The organism is Chryseobacterium sp. 3008163 (assembly GCF_003669035.1).
Lineage (GTDB): Bacteria > Bacteroidota > Bacteroidia > Flavobacteriales > Weeksellaceae > Chryseobacterium.
Window position 1 is genome coordinate 4,180,920 of sequence record NZ_CP033070.1, and the last position, 18,955, is coordinate 4,199,874.

An 18,955-nucleotide genomic window follows, 5' to 3' on the forward strand; every position below is an offset into this window, starting at 1 on the left:
TTCAATTCATATATAAGTGATATGTGAGATGTTTTTTAATAAAATTTTAATCTTTCCTAATTTCTGTTAAAAAATTCATTTTTAATACATCATACAAAGAATGTCTACTCACTAAAATTGAAGCAATAGAAGAGACCATTCCTGCCAACATCAAGTGAAAAATCAAAGAATGTCTGTCGGTCATTTCTAAAACAATGATCGCTGAAGTAAACGGAGCTCTGGTGATTCCTGTAAGAAAAGCGACCATCCCTGCGAGAATGACAACATTTGTTTCATTTGGTGTTAAACGAATTGCTCCAGAAATTACCGATCCAATACTTGCACCCGCTGTTAAAGCCGGAGCGAAAATTCCACCTGCACCGCCGGAAGTGAAAGATAGTGCAGGACCCAACATTCTCAAAATCGGAACATACCAATCTTCGTGTTTGTCCTGAGTGAAAAGTACACGTTCCATAATTTCTTTTCCTGAACCTAAAACTTCGCGGCTGATAAAAAAAGATATGCATGCAATCAATAAAGCACAGCCCACAAGAAATAAAACATTGGCTTTGTCTGTTTTTAGTTTTCTTTTTTCCAATCATTCATTTTCAGCATGGTTACGGAAAGTTGACTTGCCAAAATTCCTGCAATTCCACCCACCAAAATAATGGGAAACATCACCATTAATGAAACATCATTCGTTTTTGGATAACCCAAATATAAATAGGAGCCTGCTAAGGTCTGTGCTGTTAAACCCGCAATAATAACCGCCGTGAAAAGTGCAGTTTTAAAATAATTGATATGGGTCTTTGAAAGTTCTTCAACCGCAAATACAATTCCTCCAAGAGGCGTATTAAAAGCGGCTGCCAATCCGGCTGCAGCTCCGGTCATAATCATGTTTTTCTTTGATATTTTCGGCCACCATTCCGGAAGATATTCATTTACTTTTCTAAAAATCGAACCGGCAATCTGAATAGTTGGTCCTTCACGACCGACTGCGCCACCACCAATAACTAATACAACAGATGAAATTATTTTAAAAACAATAATTTTTAAACTTAAAAGACTGCGTATTTTTTTATGCTCTTTCGGGTTTGCCAATTCTACAGCAGCCATCACTTGTGGAATTCCACTGCCTTTTGCGTAAGGTGCAAATTCTTTTACCAGCCACCATGAAAGTACAAAACCAACCGGAGCGATGAAGAAAATCATCCAATCATGCCAGTTGAGAATGAAGTGTAATAAATTTTCACCCCAAGCAAATATTTTCGCATACATTACTGCAAAAAAGCCCGTAATCACCGAACCAATCCAAAAGGGAATAGCCTGAAGCAGATTGTGCTTCAGCTGTTCGTTTCGGATGTTGTCGAAAGATTTTTTGAGACCTTTGCGAATCGATGACAAAATTTTACGCATAACTCAAAAATAGATTAATTTTTATTAAAATGAAAAATTAAATATTAAATTTCATTCAGAAATTTCGGAATTAATAATATTTAAATAAAAAAATAGACAAAAAAACCTCCGAAAAAAATTCGAAGGTTATATTTTAAAGTATTGGCAATTACTCATTACCAATTATTCATTGCTTATATCTCGGTGTTCAAATCCCAGTTTTGAAGATAATCGTGAACGTGCTTCAGCATCATTCCACCTAGAGAACCGTCTACAACTCTGTGATCGTAAGAATGAGACATGAACATCAACTGACGGATAGCGATAACATCACCATCTTTAGTTTCAAGAACTGCAGGTTTTTTAACGATAGCTCCGATTGCCATAATTGCAACCTGAGGTTGAGGGATAATAGGAGTTCCCATCAAGTTTCCGAAGCTTCCTACGTTAGAAATCGTGTATGTTGCACCTTGAGTATCTTCAGGTCTTAATTTTTTATTTCTTGCTCTGTAAGCCAAATCGTTGATTGCTTTTGCCAAACCTGACAATGATAACTGATCCGCATTTTTAATTACAGGAACAATCAAGTTTCCGTCTGGTAAAGCGGTTGCCATACCGATGTTGATGTTTTTCTTTTTAATGATATTATCACCGTTGATAGAAACATTGATCATTGGGAAATCCTGAATTGCTTTCACAATTGCTTTCACAAAAATCGGCATGAAAGTCAATTTTTCACCTTCACGTTTTTCGAACATATCTTTGTTTTTCGCTCTCCATTTTACAACGTTGGTAACGTCTGTTTCGATGAAAGAGGTTACGTGAGGAGCAATATGTTTTGCTTTCACCATGTTTTCAGCGATGATTTTTCTCATTCTGTCCATAGGAATGATTTCGTCACCTGCAGCTACAGAAATTGTAGAAGCTGGTGCTGAAGTTACCGCTGGTGGAGTAGAAGCTGCCTGAACCGGAGTTACTTGTTGCTGAACAGCCTGCTGAGGCTGGTTTCCTCTGTTGGAAACGTGTGATAAAATATCTTCTTTAGTAATTCTTCCTTCCAAACCGCTTCCTTTGATGGTTTTCAGTTCAGATTCAGAAATATTTTCTTGTTGAGCGATAGATTTTACTAGTGGAGATAAATAAAGGTCTCCCGAAAATTCTACGTGAGAAGTAGCTGTTGGATTTAAAGGCTCTTCAATTGCTTTGATCGTTTCTGCATCCGGAGATGAAGTTTCAGATTTTACTTCGTCAGTAGTTGTACTTCCACCTTCTCCTTCAATCTCTAAAATAGCGATGGCTTCACCTACTTTTGCAACTTCGTCTTTTTGTTTTAAGATTTTTACGATTTTCCCCGAAACCGGTGTTGGTACATCCGAGTCTACCTTGTCTGTTGCAATTTCTACTACCGAATCATCTTCTTTTACCTGATCACCTTCATTGAATAACCAAGTGATCACCGTAGCTTCCATCACGCCTTCACCCATAGAAGGAAGCAATAATTTGTATTCTGCCATTTTCTAATTTTAGATTTTGACAAATATATAAAAAAAATCGGTTTTTTTATGAAATAGATAATTTTAGAAAAATTCGATGTAAATATTTTCTCCAACGTTTAATCCGAAAAGGGTTTTAGCACCGTTCTTTTTACTGCCTTTGTAAATGGTCAATTCAAGTTGTTGGCTGTCGTTAAAAATTGCTGCAGATTGCCCGTGGTATTCGGTTTCTCTGTCCCAGTCGGATACAACTTCGGTATGGCTTGAATAGATTTTCGATAAACTCAAATTTCTGAACTTTATAGTGAATTTTTCGAAACCTTTCGCCAAAGTTTCAAAGAATTCCTGACTGATATTTGATATTATGTTTCCGAAATTATCAATGTACATTACTTCCCCAATAATCATCTTTTCGGGCTCATTATAAACTGGTTTTGGAAATAAAAGCTGTTTTGTTGTCTCAATTTTTCTTCCAATTACTTCAGGAAGTCCCCCGTTTGCCAAATGAACTGCAACAGGAACGAAAACATCTGTTGATGTAAAATTAACGACATCATCAAATCTATTGTTAAGCGTGATTTCGTAAATCGCTTCAGGTTTAATATCAAAAAAGATCAAACTCAGCAATCCGTTGTCTGCCGCAAGAAAATAAGATCCATCAGCTTTGTATAAAATATTTTTTCTCGATTTGTGAAAAAAACTGTCAACAGCCAAAATGTGAATAGTACCTTTTGGAAAATAACGATAGGCATTTCTTACAATATAAGAGGTCTGAATAAGGTTATATGCCTGAATATCATGACTGATGTCAATAGTATTGACTTCAGGGTTCAAAGACAGGATTTTCCCTTTCATAGCTGAAACTCTGTAATCTAAACGTCCGAAATCTGAGGTGAGGGTAATAATTGACATGAATAAATCTGATAGAAGTGCAAATTTATCTAAAATAAAAGGAAAGAAATAAATAATGTGGATAAGAATTTGATTTAAATCTGAAAAAAACTTTTAAATTTAAAAATCTAAACAATAAAAAATTTGCATGTTTGAATTAACGTACGATCTAGAAGGTATTGATGCAAAAAACTTTTACGGAGTTAATAACCAATATTTCAATTTAATAAAATCCAGTTTTCCAACCCTTAAAATTACTGGCAGAGACCATCATATTTTTGCGATGGGTAATCAGGAAGCTCTTGATATATTTAAACAAAAACTAGACGACATTGTGTCGTTTATTTCCAAAAACAATTCAATAGGACTCAAAGACATTGAAAATTTCCTGAATCTCAAAGATGAGAATGAAAAGCATCTCGTTTTTGATCAAGATATCATTGTAAAAGGGGTCAATGGAAAAATTATTAAAGCCAAAACAACCAATCTTAAAAGACTTGTTAAGGAGACTGAGAAAAAAGATATGGTCTTTGCAATTGGTCCTGCAGGAACGGGTAAAACGTATACCAGTGTTGCTTTAGCGGCAAGAGCTCTGAGAGATAAGGAAGTTAAAAGAATTGTACTGACAAGACCTGCGGTTGAAGCGGGAGAGAGTCTTGGTTTCTTACCGGGAGATTTGAAAGAAAAGCTTGATCCTTATTTACAGCCTTTATATGATGCACTTCGCGATATGATTCCGCATGAGAAATTGGAAGGTTTTATGGAGAAGAAAATCATTGAAGTTGCTCCGTTGGCTTTTATGAGAGGAAGAACGCTTGATGACGCTTTCGTAATTCTGGATGAAGCACAGAATACAACCCACGCTCAGATGAAAATGTTTCTGACAAGAATGGGGATGAATGCTAAATTCATCATCACAGGAGATCCCACACAGATCGATTTGCCACCGAAACAACATTCAGGCCTAAAAGAAGCCATGCGAATTTTGAAAGATGTGAAAGAGATTGGTTTTGTGTATTTAACGGAAGAAGACGTGGTACGTCATCCGGTAGTGAAAAAAATCATTCTTGCATACAACGAAGAAGACAAGAAAACCAGAGAATAACATAATCAGCATTTTTTTTATAAAAGTTTAAAAATATTTGGTGAATCCATAAAAAGTGATATATTTGGATTCTTAAAATTTGTTAAAAATATAAACTATGAAAAAATTACTACTAATTGCTTCTGTCGTTTTGATGGGAGTTGCGGTGAAAGCTCAGGAAGTAAGATTTGGGGTTAAAGCTGGCTATTCTTTATCTACACTTAAATATGAAAGCGATTTAGGATCCGAAAGTTCTGATCCTATGCATACATTTTATGCCGGCGGTTTGGTTGAATACAAAATTAGTGACAAATTTGGTCTTCAGGGAGAAGTATTGTATTCTCAGCTAGGAGGTAAAACAGTGGTAAAAGAAGAGGATGAAGATGATCCGGGAAACTTTTTTAATTTGAAATCAAAAACAACTTTAGGTACATTATTAGTTCCTATTTCAGCAAAATATTTTATCACGGAAAATCTTTCTGTTTCTGCGGGAGCAAGTTTTGGAGTAATTCTTTCAGCTAAACAAAAAACAGTTTTTGATGCAGGTTTGAATATTCCTGGAGTAGAAATTGGTGCTGATGATGAAACTGACGTGAAAGATCAGACTAATACATTGAATATAGCTCCTTTTATTGGTGCAGAATATATGTTGGAGAATGGTTTGTTCTTTGATGCAAGATATAATTTAGGTGTTTCGAATCTCGTTAAAAATCCAGAATTCAATGAAACCTCTAAAAACAGCTTTTTACAAGTGGGTGTAGGTTTCAAATTCGGAGGAAACTAAGGTTTGAAAGTCAATTAAATATAACAGAGCAGGACAAATTTGTCCTGCTTTTTTTGTGGTGTGGTATGTATCGGCACTTGTTTTGCTGTAAGATGAATCATTAAGTTAATAACAAATTTTAAATAAGTAAAATGAAAAAATTATTATTACTAGGTGCATTCGCGTTGTTTGGAGGTGTGGCAAATGCTCAGGCAGGTTTTAAGTTAGGAGGTCATATTGGTGCTCCTGTAGGTGATGCTGCAGATTATGCTTCATTTACTTTAGGCGTAGATGCTGCATATATGTGGAACATTATGAAAGGTTTGGATGTAGGTGTTGCTTCAGGATATTCGCATTTTTTCGGAAAAGACAGGTGGGATGATTTCGGATTTATCCCTTTGGCGGCTTCTGGTAAATATAGATTCAATGGTTTACCACTTTTTGTTGGGCTTGATTTAGGAGGAGCGATTTCTACTAAAGACGGAGTAGACAGTGGCTTATACGTATATCCAAAAGTAGGATTTCAGTTACCTAAGGCAGAGCTTTATTTGGGTTATCAAAATATAGGTAGTGAAAGAAGAGACTTTGACAGAGACAGAAGAATAGATTCTAATTTTGGTGCCATCAACTTAGGAGTTAACTTCTTTTTAAAGTAAAAATATTAAAAACATAGGTCATAGTGAACTCCAATTGAAAAATTGGAGTTTTTTATTTGATATTATTGAATTAAAGTTATTTAAATCTCGCTGATGCGAGTTTAATTCGAAAAAGTCAATATCCATGGGTGATTTTTATCATGTTAACAAATTTTAATATTCGATTTTGTCATTATACATTTGCACCAAGAAAGTATAAAATTATTCAAAATGAAAAAATTATTAATTGCAAGTGCTGTTGCACTTTTCGGATTATCAAACGCTCAAATCGCTAAAGGAACTGTATATTTATCTGGTACTGTTGGTTATTCTCAAGTAGAATCTGATAACGGTAATACTAAAAAAGAAAACTTTAACGTACTTCCTACAGCTGGATTTTTCGTGGCGCCAAACTTTGCAGTAGGTTTAGGAGTTGGTTTCCAAACTCAAAAAGATACTAACGTAAGTACAGCAACTTTAGGTAACATTACTACAGTTAATACTAACGAAGTTAAAAAACCTGCTTTTGTTATTGCTCCTTTCGCAAGAAAATATTGGACTTTATCTGATAAATTGTATTTCTTTGGTCAGTTAGCTGTACCAATGCAATTCGGAAAAACTGAAACTGAAACTTCTTCTGTATCTACAAACGGAACAACTACAGTTTCTACTTCAACTTCTACAGAAGCTAAATACACTCAAGTTGGTGTAACTGTTAAGCCAGGTTTAGATTATTTCTTAAACAAAAACTGGACTATTGAAGCTACAATCGGTGAATTCGGTTACAATAACTTCAAACCAAAAGACGGTGATGCTACAAACAACTATAGCTTCGGTTTAAACCTAGCTAATGTAGGTATCGGTGTTAAATATGTATTCGCTAAGTAATTAGTAAATCATTTAATTGATATAAATCCTGAGATTTTTCTCAGGATTTTTTTGTATTTAAATTATCAGCTGCTTAAAAAATATGAAACGACTTCGATAAGCTCAGTCTGATAACTTTTTATATTAGAGATGTCACGTGACCCTTAGAAACATTTTCTGATAATCTATTATTAAATAAAATTGAGACAGATTATAAATCTCAAACAAAAAAACTCCCAGAAAAAATTCTGAGAGTTGTATATTTTGAAAATTCTTTAATTATTTTCCGAACATTCCGCCCATTCCTGGCATGTTTGGCATTTTGCTCATCATCTGCATCATTTGTTTTCCTTGCGGCCCCTGCATCATCTTCATCATTTTTCCCATTTGGTCAAACTGTTTCATCAACGCATTGACATCTTCAATTTTTCTACCTGCACCTTTAGCAATTCTGTTTTTTCTCTGTGTATTGATGATAGAAGGTCTTCTTCTTTCGTCAGGAGTCATAGAATGAATGATTGCTTCAATATGTTTAAATGCATCATCGCTGATCTCAACGTCTTTAATGGCTTTTCCAACTCCCGGAATCATTCCCATCAAGTCTTTCATGTTACCCATTTTCTTAATCTGGTTAATTTGCTTTAAGAAATCATCAAAACCAAATTCATTTTTAGCAATTTTCTTATGAAGTTTTTTTGCTTCCTCTTCGTCAAACTGTTCCTGAGCTCTTTCTACCAAGGAAACAACGTCTCCCATTCCCAAGATTCTGTCTGCCATCCTTTCTGGGTAGAAAAGATCTAAAGCTTCCATTTTTTCTCCGGTAGAGATAAATTTGATTGGTTTTTCAACAACTGAACGAATCGTAAGAGCAGCTCCACCACGAGTGTCACCGTCTAATTTGGTTAAAACAACTCCGTCAAAATTTAAAGCATCATTAAATGCTTTCGCTGTATTCACAGCATCCTGACCTGTCATTGAGTCAACCACGAATAGAGTTTCGTTTGGTTTAATGAAATAATGAACTGATTTAATCTCATTCATCATTTGCTCATCAATTGCCAAACGACCTGCGGTATCGACGATTACTACATCGTGACCGTTAGATTTAGCAAAACTGATTGCATTTTCAGCAATAGTAGAAGGGTTTGTAGAACCTTCTTCTGTATAAACGGGAACTCCGATTTGTCCACCAAGAACTTTCAACTGATCGATTGCAGCAGGACGGTAAACATCACAGGCAACCAACAAAGGTTTTTTAGATCTTTTTGTTTTTAAATAATTAGCAAGCTTCCCTGAAAAAGTAGTTTTACCAGAACCCTGAAGACCTGCGATAAGGATTACAGAAGGTTTTCCAGAAAGATTAATTCCTTCATGGGAACCACCCATTAAACCTACTAATTCATCATGAACAATTTTTGTCATCAATTGTCCGGGAGTAAGCGAAGTAAGAACGTTTTCTCCTAAAGCTTTATCCTGAACTCTTTTGGTTAAATCTTTCGCAACTTTATAATTAACATCGGCATCTACCAATGCTCTACGAATCTCTTTTACGGTTTCCGCAACGTTGATTTCGGTAATTTTTCCACGTCCGGAAAGATTGTGAAGTGCTTTATCTAATTTATCCTGTAAACTATTGAACATATTGATTGTAAATTATAGATTGCAAAAATAAGGAATTTTTGGTAGATGCAAAGTTTAAATTAAAAACTATTAATTATATTCGATTTAATAGCTTTTTTAAATTAATTAACTTTCCTAAGTTTGCTTTCCAGATTATTTATTTGAATTAAGTTTATACATATAAAATCTATTTAATAAATAATAACACATGAATTCATTCATTGTATTTCTTGTCTTAAATAACCTATTCAAATTCATATGAATAATTGAATTTATGTACTCCGATTTATCAATTTCATTTTGATTCAGATTGAATATATTTTTAATATCTTCTATAGTTCTGAAATATGGTTCCTCTATAATATCTAAATTAGGATTAAAATGGAATAAATCAAATTGAGAAATATAAAATTCAATATTTTCTATATTATTATTAAAATTGATATTAGCAATTTTATTTAAATTGGAAACGTTTTTAGAATACCCATTATATGCGATAGTTTTAATAGTTTCTACGAATGTTATTTTTTCTTCAAAATTATAATTAAAATGATTAAGAGTATGGTCAATTACTTTAATTCCAAGTAACCATCTAATATTTTCATCTTCTTTATTACTAATATAATCTAGTAAATAGACAGTTAAAACGCTATTTAAATGAAACAATGTTTCGGTTAATTGCATCGTATTTTTCCCATACCTTTCAATTTCTTGTTTATAACTATTTATTGAAAGATCGGAAATTACTCCATCATGATAATGTCTTTTAAGTATTTTATTTATTCCCATCATAATTAATGGTAAATTATTTTCATCAGAAAGAATTCTTAGTCTCAAATGAAAGTCTGTATCTTTATAACGAATAAAGAACCACTTTTTAATATTAGCATTATCATTTAAGTAAGGAAATAGATAATTGGTTAGAATTTCTTCTGCAAAATCATAACCAGTATAAATTTTATAATATAACCAGTTATCACAAATTATAAAATGATTATCGCGATTCATTGATTCTGTTTATAAATTGTAAATAAAAATTGACTTGCATAAGTTTTTTCATCATCATCTTTAACTATATTGCTTTTGGAAAAATGTATAAATTCCGTCATAAAGAATATCACAGAACCCTTTATAAGGGATTTGAAAATATTTACACTGTTATGATTATTGAAATTAATTAATACTTCTTGATCCCCACTGACGAATACAAGTTCATCAGGAATCTGTCTTGATTCTCTATATAAGCTTAAATCTTCTATATAACTTTCTTTATTTAGTATAGTCAATAATTCTTCAATATCTTCTCTGAAAAAATACCATCTTTCCTTTTGAAAGATAATATTATCAATTTCAATTCTTGGAATATATGGTAACCTTACAGGTAGAAAATCAAAATCTAAATGTTTTTTTTCATGTTCATGTAAATCACATAAAAAATTATACATAGGTAAAGTTCTTATTTTATAATTATGGGTACTATTTAGGCAAACTGAAATTTTTGAATTGAGCTTTTTTGAAAATAATATAATATTATCATTTTGATCAATTTTTATATGTAAATCATCAATATTAATTTTAAATTCATTATCAGAGTTTGTATTTCCTAAATATAATAAATCATATTTTTTTATTTTAGGTCGAATTAATATATTATTAGATGCACTCAAATCAGATGTGTGAACTATTTCGACTTTTATTTCATTAGTTTCTAAATTATCTTCAATCTCAATAATTGAAGATATTAATTCATTTACTTGGTTGTCAATGTTATGAAATCTTGATAAAGGGTTTATTGCAGAACTATAACCAAAGCTATTTATATAAGGTTTGCAAATATTATCAATATTGTATATTTCTATCAATGTGGAAAGTGTATTGCTCAACCTGTAGTTATCTTCCTTAATATTTAAGCTCTGAATATCTTTAGATCTAATATTAATTATACGTTCTTGTTTTTGTAAAGAATTGATATATTTTTTTAAAAAAAATCATGTATTGTATGCCATTCTAATTCTTCAACAATGTCTTTGCTAACAATGTACTCAAATCCTTTAAGAAGAGGATTGTTGTCTCCAAAACCATACAATGAATTTTGAATATATCCTATACCTAATTCTTCATCCAAAACTATAGATAAAGGTAATATTTCGGTGTCATATTTTTCTTTGAACTTTTTTATAAATTTAGAAATATTTTTGTTACCTCTTCTAACACATATCATGTTAAGTATATTAAAAGCATTTTGTATTTCTTTTCTTAATGACTTATCTAGAAAATTAGATTTATAATTTGCTATTGTCGATATATTTAATACATTTTTACTTTTAATTCCTATTGATTCTGTAAAATTTAGTAGATCATTATATACTTTCGAAAAGTCTGTATTAGAATCGTTGAATAAATCTAAAAATGATTTTAATTCGTGAAATATGTTACAGTATTTATTTTTAAATAAAATAATTTTTGAATGTAAATATTCAAAATAATCTATATTTAGTGTAATAGGTTCTAAATTTGAAACTATTATTTGTGATTCGATTAGATCATCAATATACTCCTCAACGTCTCCTTTTTCATAGGAGTATTTATTAGTTACATAATTAACAATATTATTATAATCTTTAAATGTCTCAGAATAAGAAAGGATTTCATCCAATATTTCATCAGTTTCGATTGATGAAACTTTAAACTTTTTTTTACTGTTTATAAAAGTGTATTCTATATATCTTATAGATTGTCCAATTCTATAAGAAGATGAGTTAATTCTATATTGTATATTTTTCTTTATTATCTCATCGGTTTTTAAATTTTCATACAAATTAATAAGAAAATCCATATCATAGCTGATCTTTTTTTTGAAGAATTATCTAAAATAATTTCAGTATAATCTTTAAATTCTCCGATTGCAATTTTTGAAAAAAAACCAAAAGGAGTTGGTCTTGAAAAGGATCTTATAAAATATTTCAAAACTGAGTTTAAAATACCTGGATCATTTTTTCTTTTAATATAAAAATCATTATATAGACTTATTGAAGAATGCATTAATGCATCCTTAAATAAAGCATTATCATACAAAAAAGATAATAAATCTGTATTTTCAACTTGACTATCTTTAAAAAATCCTGTAGTTCTATTGGAAAAACAGGAACACGAACTAAATATTTATCTAGAACTTTATATTTCATAGGTAATTCTTAATTTATTAATATACAATTTTTCCAATCTCTTAAAGAGGTGTCCATCTCAGAAAGTAGGGTTAAACCTACACCCGTCAACCCTGTTAGAAGGGAAATGTCACAATCATTTAGTACAGATGGATTTTCTTCTATTTTTTTTATACTATAGCTTAACCAGTAATCTTTAGCTTCTTTAAAGCTGTCATTTTTTGTTTTATTATATAAAGATTCATAAATGTTAACAAGTCCTAGTGAACCGTGACATAAATAAATGTCATTAATTTGTGTATCATTTATATCCTTTCTTTTAGAAGTGGTTTCAGAGATTTTTACAATAGTATTGAGTATATCATTATCTTCATGGAGTAAATTATGCATATTCAACAAGGTTATGACAACACTCAAGTCTCCATTACACCATGCTAATCTTGTAGATGAATTTGGAATACTTTCAAATAAAGGGTAAATAGAATTTCTTTTTATATTTAAATTTTGGAAATCCTGTAGTAGATAATTGTATGCTTTTTTAAGAGTAATTTTTAAGCTTAATTTTTGTAATAAAAGTTTGTTTTCTCCATATTTAGATAAAATGCTATATATACCTAAAAATCCATGCGGAAGACTTAGGTAAATGTCTATTTTTGGCTCATTTTTGAATGTATTGGAGATCCATTTAATCGTTTGATCATTATTTATAGAGGACTCTAAAAGATTATTTACATGATTTTCAATGGCATTAAGATATTTTTCTTTTGAAAAACCTGTTGTATTCAACCTTGAATTCAAATAATAACCAACACCTAATGATCCATACAAAAAATCATGATTATTGTGGTTACAAAAAATATCTAGGCGATCTATAATTAAATCATCAATATCATAAAGTAAATCATCGAAACTATCATCCATGATTTTTTTTCCCTCGATAAATTCTAACAACCAAAAAAAACCACTTATTCCCGAACAAAAATTGCTGTTAAAATTTTTAAAATCTAGTCCGTTATAGATCTCTTCTATTAAATCAGATGCTTTATTATAGCTATCTGTATCATTAAAAATTTTATAATAGTGTAAGTAAAATAGGATAGCACCTGATTTACCATCTAATAATCCTATTTTATTTTCATTTCTAATTTTATTATCAATAGATTTTTTTATTAAATGTATTTTTTCTTGTATCATTATTATTATAAATAAAGGAAGCTAAGATTTAATCTTAGCTTCCTTTTTAAACTTTTAAATCAATTAACATCTAGGGCCTACAGAAAAAGCATCACAGATACTATTACTGCATGATAAAGACCACTCTAAAGAACATTTAGCAGTTCCTCCTTTGATTTTACTTAACTCGTCTCTGTTTAAATCATTAATTGATTTTTTCTTAAGAGATAACTTTTGTTTTTTCTCTGTGTTCATAAGTTTATTTGTTTGTTTGTTAACATTGCAATTATACAAAAAAGTTTAAATACAGGCAAAATTTTTTTCAATAATTAGTGATATTTTATTATATTAAATCATGTATACTATATTATAAATATAATCTTATTTTTGCAAAATGAATCTTTCAGATAGTTTAACCATCATTTTATTAATAGTAGTACTGAATATTCTTGTGTATGGTATATTCAAAAAATATCTCTATGGCAAACCCGATGCAGGAATGAAGTTTTTGTTTATCAATATTTCTAAAGATTTAATCTGGCTTGTTATTTCATTATTGATAATAGAAAAGACAAAAGCTAATTTTTTATTGATTGTAATATGCTTTATCATTGCTTCTATTCTTATATATATGCGGGTTATAAAGCAGATTAACAAATCGTGATTTTTTTGATGATAAATATCAATTTTTAATATTGGTAAAGTTTAATAAAATCAATATATTTGCACACGATTAAAAAAGAGATATGACTAGAAAATTTTCTTCATTATTTTTCGCATTTTTATTTGTGTTTATAAGTAGTTTTGCTGCTGCACAACATGAGTCTGAGGGAGAAAAATCAGCTGAAAAGGTAGAGCATGCGGAGGAAGGTAAGCCTTTCAATGCTACCAAAATGATCATGGAGCACATTGGTGATTCAAACGAATGGCATTTGTGGACTACTAAAGATGAGAATGGCGAAGAACATCATACTTCTATTCCATTGCCTATTATTATTAAAGATAATGCAGGATGGCATACTTTCTTATCTAAGGATATTGCTCATGGACATGAACATGATGGGTATACTTTAGAGCACGGACAAGTAGTTTCAACTACAGGTGTAGAAAAAGCTAGGTTATTTGCAATCATTGGAGGTCAACAAAAATCAAGTGACGTTTTCTTTGATATGTCTATCACAAAAAATGCAGCTTCAATGTTTTTATCAGTTATCTTCATGATGGTGATATTTATTGGGATGGCAAGAAACTATAAGAAATCTCAGCTTCCAAAAGGTGCAGGTAAATTATTAGAGCCAGTCATTGTATTCATCAGAGATGAAGTAGCGATCCCTAACATTGGTTCAGTAAAATATAAAAGATATATGCCTTATTTATTAACAGCATTTTTCTTTATCTGGTTCAATAACTTATTTGGTCTGATTCCTTTCTTTCCGGGAGGTTCTAACTTGACAGGGAATATTGCAATCACATCAGTTTTAGCTATCATTACTTTATTGATTACACTATTCAGTGCAAATAAAGATTATTGGAAACATATCTTTATGCCACCGGTTCCGATTTTATTGTATCCGATTATGGTTCCAATCGAAATCATCGGGATCTTTACAAAGCCTTTTGCTTTGATGATGCGACTTTTCGCAAACATTACAGCGGGTCACATTATGATCTTAGCAATCATCTCTTTGATATTTATCTTTAAATCACCATTCTTAGGATTTGCATCTGTACCATTAGCATTATTCGTTTCAGTATTGGAACTTTTAGTTGCAGCATTACAGGCATATATCTTCACCGTATTATCAGCTTTGTTTATCGGTATCGCAGTTGCAGAACATGATCACGATCATGCTCACAATGATAATGACAGTGTAGGTCACGACACAATGGTAGCTTAATTAAACGAAAAAAATAATTTTAACTAAATATTTATTTATTATGGACATCACAACTGGAGCAGGATTAATTTACGTAGGTATCGGTTTAGCAGTATTAGGAGTAGGTCTTGGTATTGGTAAAATCGGTGGGCACGCTATGGATGCTATCGCTAGACAACCAGAACAAGCTGGTAAGATTCAAGGAGCAATGCTTATTGCTGCAGGTCTTATTGAAGGTGCTGGTCTTATCGCGATTATCTTTGGTGCTTTCATCAAGTAATTATCCTCAGAAAAAATATTCTTAGCAGTGAAGCGGTTGGCTGCTGCTAAGAATTTTTAAAAAAGATATCCATAAATTATTACATTAAAAAAAGAATTACAGATATGGGAATTATAGAACCTGGAATTGGACTTTTGTTTTGGATGACGCTTACATTCGCTATCCTATTATTTATCCTTGCTAAATTTGCCTGGAAACCAATTGTAAATGCAGTAAATGACAGAGAAGCTTCTATCGTTGATGCTTTGAATCAGGCTAAATTGGCTAAAAAAGAAATGGAAGATCTTAAATCTGATAACGAAAGAATTATTCGTGAAGCTAAAATTGAAAGAGATTCTATCCTTAAAGAAGCTAGAGAAATTAAAGACAGAATTGTAGGTGAAGCTAAAGATGTTGCTAAAGCTGAAGGTGACAAAATCATCGAATCTGCTAAGCAAACAATCCAGAGCGAAAAAAATGCTGCAATGTCAGAAATCAGAACTCAGATTGGTGTTTTGTCTGTAAATATTGCAGAATCTATCTTGCAGAAAAATTTAGAGAAAAGCGAAGCTCAGGACGAGTTGGTTCAAAATTATTTAAACAAATCTAATCTTAACTAAGAATGCTTACATCTAAAGTAGCTAAAAGATACGCACAAGGTTTGCTGGATTTCACAAACGAATTCGGACAGACTAATGCTGTATTTTCTGAAATGAAAGATGTTAAGAAACTGATGTCTGAATCTGAGGATTTAAACAAATTTTTCAAGACGCCTTACATCGATGCAAAAAAGAAAGAGGACGTTGCTAAAGAGATTTTTAAAGATTTTTCACCGGTTTCTCAGAATTTGATTACTTTAGTGATCAGACATCGTCGTGAAAATCATTTGAAAAATATTGCTCAGGAATTCATCAATAAAGTTGAAGATATCAATGGGGTACAGAGAATTACTCTTACTACTGCGACTCAGCTTTCTAAAGAAAATATTGATCAGATTTTAAAATCTACAGATTTGGTAAAAGCAGGTTCAAACTTTGACTTAAATCTTACCATCAATCCTGATATTTTAGGAGGATATATTTTAAGAGTAGGTGACCAGCAGATCGATGCATCTGTAAAATCTAAGCTTAATAATATCAAAAAAGATTTTCATTTAAATTAAGAAAAAAACAACCATATAATGGCAGAAATAAATCCGGCAGAAGTATCTGCGATCTTAAAACAACAGTTGGCCAACTTCGACACTCAATCAAATGTTGAGGAAGTAGGTACAGTTTTGACCATCGGTGATGGTATTGCTCGTGTATACGGGTTAGAAAATGTACAGTACGGTGAGTTGGTAAAATTTGCTAGCGATGTAGAAGGTATCGTACTAAACTTAGAAGAAGACAACGTAGGTGTGGCTCTTTTAGGTGAAAGTAAATTGGTAAGAGAAGGAGATACAGTAAGAAGAACAAACAGAATCTCTTCTATCAAAGTAGGAGAAGGGATGTTAGGTAGAGTAGTTGATACTCTAGGAAATCCAATCGATGGTAAAGGACCTATCGAAGGTGAATTGTACGAAATGCCATTGGAAAGAAAAGCTCCAGGGGTTATCTACAGACAGCCGGTAACTGAGCCTTTACAGACTGGTATCGTTGCGATTGACTCTATGATCCCTGTAGGAAGAGGTCAGAGAGAGTTGATCATTGGTGACAGACAGACAGGTAAAACTACTGTTGCGATTGATACAATCATCAACCAAAGAGAATTTTTTGATGCAGGAAATCCTGTATATTGTATATATGTTGCGATCGGGCAAAAAGCTTCTACAGTAGCTCAGATTGTAAAAACTTTATCAGATAAAGGTGCTTTAGCTTATACAGTAATTGTTGCTGCTAATGCTTCAGATCCGGTTCCAATGCAGGTTTATTCTGCAATGGCTGGTGCTTCTATCGGTGAGTTCTTCAGAGACACTGGTAGACCTGCTTTGATCATTTATGATGATTTATCTAAACAAGCGGTAGCTTACCGTGAGCTTTCTCTACTATTGAGAAGACCACCGGGCCGTGAAGCTTACCCAGGAGACGTTTTCTATCTTCACTCAAGATTATTGGAAAGAGCTGCAAAAGTGATCGCTGATGATACTATTGCAAGCCAAATGAATGACTTACCTGAGTCTTTAAGACCAATCGTAAAAGGTGGTGGTTCATTAACAGCACTTCCGATTATCGAAACTCAAGCGGGTGACGTTTCTGCATATATCCCGACAAACGTAATCTCTATTACTGACGGACAGATTTTCTTGGAAACTGACTTGTTCAACTCAGGGGTTCGTCCGGCAATCAACGTAGGTATTTCTGTATCTAGAGTTGGTGGTAATGCTCAGATCAAATCAATGAAGAAAGTTTCTGGTACACTTAAATTAGACCAGGCTCAGTATAAAGAATTGGAAGCGTTTGCTAAATTCGGTTCTGACTTAGATGCTTCTACTTTAGCAGTTATCTCTAAAGGAGAAAGAAACGTAGAGTTGTTGAAGCAGCCGGTAAATTCTCCACTTCCTGTAGATACTCAGGTTGCAATGATTTACGCTGGTACAGAGAACTTGATGAGAAACGTTCCTGTGAAAAAAGTAAAAGAATTCCAAGAAGAATATATCGCTTTCTTAAGATCTAAGCACCCTGAAACTATGGCTGCTATCAAAGCTGGGAAAATCGATAATGATATTACAGGTGTTCTTAAGCAGGCTGCTAATGATTTAGCTTCAAAATATAACTAAAATTAGTTGATGATTGTTGGTTGATAGTTGACAGAATTTTCTAAAACTAGCAACCAACAACCGACAACCAACAACTAACCCAATATGGCAAACTTAAAAGAAATACGAGGAAGAATCAGTTCAATTTCATCTACGATGCAAATCACACGTGCTATGAAAATGGTTTCGGCAGCGAAACTAAAGAAAGCACAAGATGCCATCGTAATGTTGAGACCGTATTCTGAAAAATTGCAGGAGATTATCCAGAATGTAAATTCTAGCTCAGATCCTGATCAGGTTTCTATTTATGCTCAAAAAAGAGAGGTTAAAAAAGTGCTTTTCATCGCTGTTACTTCAAACAGAGGTTTGGCAGGTGCATTTAACTCAAATATTGTGAAAGAACTGAATATTCAGTTTCAGAATAATTCTCAGTACGAAATTGAAGTTCTTACCATTGGTAAAAAAGCTTATGATGCGGTAAGAAGAAGCCGTACAGTGTTTTCTAACGAAAGCAGTGTTTTTGATAAGTTAAGTTTTGATGTAGTTTCAAACGTTACCGAAACGGTAATGAGTAACTATAGAGAAGGTAAATTTGACGAAGTGTATGTGATTTACAATAAGTTCGTTAATGCAGCTACTCAGGATGTAATTACAGAAAAAGTTCTTCCAATCTCTATGGCAGAAATTGATGCTAAAGAAACTCAGGTAGAAACAGATTATATTTTCGAACCAAATAAAGCTGAAATTTTAGATAATTTGATTCCTAAATCTATTAAGACTCAGGTTTTCAAAGCAGTGTTAGATTCAGTAGCTTCAGAGCACGGTGCTAGAATGACAGCGATGCACAAAGCAACAGACAACGCACAGGAGTTGAAGAATGACCTAGTTATTTTCTACAACAAAGCAAGACAAGCTGCCATTACAAACGAAATCTTAGAAATCGTTTCTGGAGCAGAAGCTTTGAAAAATTCGTAAGAATATATTCATAAAATATTAAAGCATCGATATCTTCGATGCT

The 18,955-nt window shown here is 32.2% G+C and carries 19 protein-coding genes and 1 pseudogene; 10 read left to right on the top strand and 10 right to left on the bottom strand.

The genetic code is table 11. The features are described from left to right. Positions 1 to 46: 46 nt before the first annotated feature. The 3 genes and pseudogenes from EAG08_RS19360 to EAG08_RS19370 form a co-directional block, all read right to left on the bottom strand. A pseudogene (locus EAG08_RS19360) lies at positions 47 to 1,395 on the bottom strand (chloride channel protein). A gap of 173 nt (positions 1,396 to 1,568) precedes the next feature. Then, positions 1,569 to 2,888 (bottom strand): dihydrolipoamide acetyltransferase family protein, encoded by a 1,320-nt coding sequence (locus EAG08_RS19365; protein WP_129536870.1) that lies wholly within the window; start codon positions 2,886 to 2,888, stop codon positions 1,569 to 1,571. 63 nt (positions 2,889 to 2,951) lie between these two features. After that, positions 2,952 to 3,779, bottom strand: a complete 828-nt coding sequence (locus EAG08_RS19370; RefSeq protein ID WP_129536871.1) for an S-adenosyl-l-methionine hydroxide adenosyltransferase family protein — start codon at positions 3,777 to 3,779, stop codon at positions 2,952 to 2,954. 127 nt (positions 3,780 to 3,906) lie between these two features. Between EAG08_RS19370 and EAG08_RS19375 the strand changes: the two genes are divergently transcribed. From EAG08_RS19375 to EAG08_RS19390, 4 genes are all read left to right on the top strand, one after another. Then, positions 3,907 to 4,863, top strand: coding sequence for a PhoH family protein (locus tag EAG08_RS19375; RefSeq protein ID WP_129536872.1), 957 nt, complete (start codon positions 3,907 to 3,909; stop codon positions 4,861 to 4,863). 97 nt (positions 4,864 to 4,960) lie between these two features. Then, positions 4,961 to 5,626 carry a porin family protein gene (locus tag EAG08_RS19380; RefSeq protein ID WP_129536873.1) on the top strand — a complete coding sequence of 222 codons (666 nt, stop codon included), beginning with the start codon at positions 4,961 to 4,963 and terminating at the stop codon, positions 5,624 to 5,626. Between the two features lie 131 nt (positions 5,627 to 5,757). Beyond that, positions 5,758 to 6,261 (top strand): hypothetical protein, encoded by a 504-nt coding sequence (locus EAG08_RS19385; RefSeq protein WP_129536874.1) that lies wholly within the window; start codon positions 5,758 to 5,760, stop codon positions 6,259 to 6,261. A gap of 210 nt (positions 6,262 to 6,471) precedes the next feature. Beyond that, positions 6,472 to 7,128, top strand: a complete 657-nt coding sequence (locus EAG08_RS19390; RefSeq protein WP_129536875.1) for an outer membrane beta-barrel protein — start codon at positions 6,472 to 6,474, stop codon at positions 7,126 to 7,128. 258 nt (positions 7,129 to 7,386) lie between these two features. Here EAG08_RS19390 and ffh read toward each other — a convergent pair whose 3' ends face one another. The 7 genes from ffh to EAG08_RS21490 form a co-directional block, all read right to left on the bottom strand. Continuing rightward, complete coding sequence (gene ffh / locus EAG08_RS19395; protein WP_129536876.1) at positions 7,387 to 8,748, bottom strand: signal recognition particle protein; 1,362 nt, start codon at positions 8,746 to 8,748, stop codon at positions 7,387 to 7,389. A 132-nt stretch (positions 8,749 to 8,880) separates the two neighbouring features. Further along, positions 8,881 to 9,735, bottom strand: coding sequence for a thiopeptide-type bacteriocin biosynthesis protein (locus EAG08_RS19400; protein WP_129536877.1), 855 nt, complete (start codon positions 9,733 to 9,735; stop codon positions 8,881 to 8,883). Next, on the bottom strand, positions 9,732 to 10,697 hold the full coding sequence (locus tag EAG08_RS22780; protein ID WP_129536878.1) for a lantibiotic dehydratase: 966 nt from the start codon (positions 10,695 to 10,697) through the stop codon (positions 9,732 to 9,734). Before EAG08_RS22780 ends, EAG08_RS19400 begins: the two co-directional genes overlap by 4 nt. Positions 10,698 to 10,705: 8 nt before the next feature. Continuing rightward, on the bottom strand, positions 10,706 to 11,563 hold the full coding sequence (locus EAG08_RS22785) for a lantibiotic dehydratase (RefSeq protein ID WP_129536879.1): 858 nt from the start codon (positions 11,561 to 11,563) through the stop codon (positions 10,706 to 10,708). Then, a complete protein-coding gene (locus EAG08_RS23175) occupies positions 11,530 to 11,769 on the bottom strand; it encodes a lantibiotic dehydratase (RefSeq protein WP_129536880.1) in 240 nt (79 codons plus the stop codon). Before EAG08_RS23175 ends, EAG08_RS22785 begins: the two co-directional genes overlap by 34 nt. Before the next feature lie 152 nt (positions 11,770 to 11,921). After that, positions 11,922 to 13,085, bottom strand: coding sequence for a lanthionine synthetase LanC family protein (locus EAG08_RS19420; RefSeq protein ID WP_129536881.1), 1,164 nt, complete (start codon positions 13,083 to 13,085; stop codon positions 11,922 to 11,924). A gap of 63 nt (positions 13,086 to 13,148) precedes the next feature. Beyond that, positions 13,149 to 13,319 (bottom strand): class I lanthipeptide, encoded by a 171-nt coding sequence (locus EAG08_RS21490; protein ID WP_164998598.1) that lies wholly within the window; start codon positions 13,317 to 13,319, stop codon positions 13,149 to 13,151. 491 nt (positions 13,320 to 13,810) lie between these two features. On the opposite strand from EAG08_RS21490, the gene atpB reads away from it, so the two are divergent. From atpB to atpG, 6 genes are all read left to right on the top strand, one after another. Continuing rightward, positions 13,811 to 14,962: a F0F1 ATP synthase subunit A gene (gene atpB / locus EAG08_RS19425; protein ID WP_129536882.1), complete on the top strand. Its 1,152-nt coding sequence runs from the start codon at positions 13,811 to 13,813 to the stop codon at positions 14,960 to 14,962. Positions 14,963 to 15,002: 40 nt separating this feature from the next. After that, positions 15,003 to 15,221 carry an ATP synthase F0 subunit C gene (locus tag EAG08_RS19430; protein ID WP_034711425.1) on the top strand — a complete coding sequence of 73 codons (219 nt, stop codon included), beginning with the start codon at positions 15,003 to 15,005 and terminating at the stop codon, positions 15,219 to 15,221. 104 nt (positions 15,222 to 15,325) lie between these two features. Next, a complete protein-coding gene (locus EAG08_RS19435) occupies positions 15,326 to 15,820 on the top strand; it encodes a F0F1 ATP synthase subunit B (RefSeq protein ID WP_129536883.1) in 495 nt (164 codons plus the stop codon). 2 nt (positions 15,821 to 15,822) lie between these two features. Next, the gene (atpH, locus tag EAG08_RS19440; protein WP_129536884.1) at positions 15,823 to 16,362 is read left to right on the top strand and encodes an ATP synthase F1 subunit delta; all 540 of its coding nucleotides are present in this window, start codon (positions 15,823 to 15,825) and stop codon (positions 16,360 to 16,362) included. Positions 16,363 to 16,380: 18 nt separating this feature from the next. Beyond that, entirely contained in the window at positions 16,381 to 17,958 is a 1,578-nt protein-coding gene (gene atpA / locus EAG08_RS19445; RefSeq protein ID WP_129536885.1) for a F0F1 ATP synthase subunit alpha, read from the top strand. Between the two features lie 84 nt (positions 17,959 to 18,042). Further along, positions 18,043 to 18,912, top strand: coding sequence for an ATP synthase F1 subunit gamma (gene atpG, locus EAG08_RS19450; protein ID WP_129536886.1), 870 nt, complete (start codon positions 18,043 to 18,045; stop codon positions 18,910 to 18,912). The last annotated feature ends 43 nt before the right edge of the window (positions 18,913 to 18,955 follow it).

Bases quoted from the DNA above. Each gene is read 5' to 3' on its own strand.
- atpB (WP_129536882.1), top strand. From the start codon at position 13,811: ATGACTAGAAAATTTTCTTCATTATTTTTCGCATTTTTATTTGTGTTT.
- EAG08_RS21490 (WP_164998598.1), bottom strand. From the start codon at position 13,319: ATGAACACAGAGAAAAAACAAAAGTTATCTCTTAAGAAAAAATCAATT.
- EAG08_RS19385 (WP_129536874.1), top strand. From the start codon at position 5,758: ATGAAAAAATTATTATTACTAGGTGCATTCGCGTTGTTTGGAGGTGTG.
- EAG08_RS19375 (WP_129536872.1), top strand. From the start codon at position 3,907: ATGTTTGAATTAACGTACGATCTAGAAGGTATTGATGCAAAAAACTTT.
- ffh (WP_129536876.1), bottom strand. From the start codon at position 8,748: ATGTTCAATAGTTTACAGGATAAATTAGATAAAGCACTTCACAATCTT.
- atpH (WP_129536884.1), top strand. From the start codon at position 15,823: ATGCTTACATCTAAAGTAGCTAAAAGATACGCACAAGGTTTGCTGGAT.
- EAG08_RS19400 (WP_129536877.1), bottom strand. From the start codon at position 9,735: ATGAATCGCGATAATCATTTTATAATTTGTGATAACTGGTTATATTAT.
- EAG08_RS23175 (WP_129536880.1), bottom strand. From the start codon at position 11,769: ATGCATTCTTCAATAAGTCTATATAATGATTTTTATATTAAAAGAAAA.
- atpG (WP_129536886.1), top strand. From the start codon at position 18,043: ATGGCAAACTTAAAAGAAATACGAGGAAGAATCAGTTCAATTTCATCT.
- EAG08_RS19365 (WP_129536870.1), bottom strand. From the start codon at position 2,888: ATGGCAGAATACAAATTATTGCTTCCTTCTATGGGTGAAGGCGTGATG.
- EAG08_RS19380 (WP_129536873.1), top strand. From the start codon at position 4,961: ATGAAAAAATTACTACTAATTGCTTCTGTCGTTTTGATGGGAGTTGCG.
- EAG08_RS19430 (WP_034711425.1), top strand. From the start codon at position 15,003: ATGGACATCACAACTGGAGCAGGATTAATTTACGTAGGTATCGGTTTA.
- EAG08_RS22785 (WP_129536879.1), bottom strand. From the start codon at position 11,563: ATGGATTTTCTTATTAATTTGTATGAAAATTTAAAAACCGATGAGATA.
- EAG08_RS19370 (WP_129536871.1), bottom strand. From the start codon at position 3,779: ATGTCAATTATTACCCTCACCTCAGATTTCGGACGTTTAGATTACAGA.
- EAG08_RS19390 (WP_129536875.1), top strand. From the start codon at position 6,472: ATGAAAAAATTATTAATTGCAAGTGCTGTTGCACTTTTCGGATTATCA.
- EAG08_RS19420 (WP_129536881.1), bottom strand. From the start codon at position 13,085: ATGATACAAGAAAAAATACATTTAATAAAAAAATCTATTGATAATAAA.
- EAG08_RS19435 (WP_129536883.1), top strand. From the start codon at position 15,326: ATGGGAATTATAGAACCTGGAATTGGACTTTTGTTTTGGATGACGCTT.
- atpA (WP_129536885.1), top strand. From the start codon at position 16,381: ATGGCAGAAATAAATCCGGCAGAAGTATCTGCGATCTTAAAACAACAG.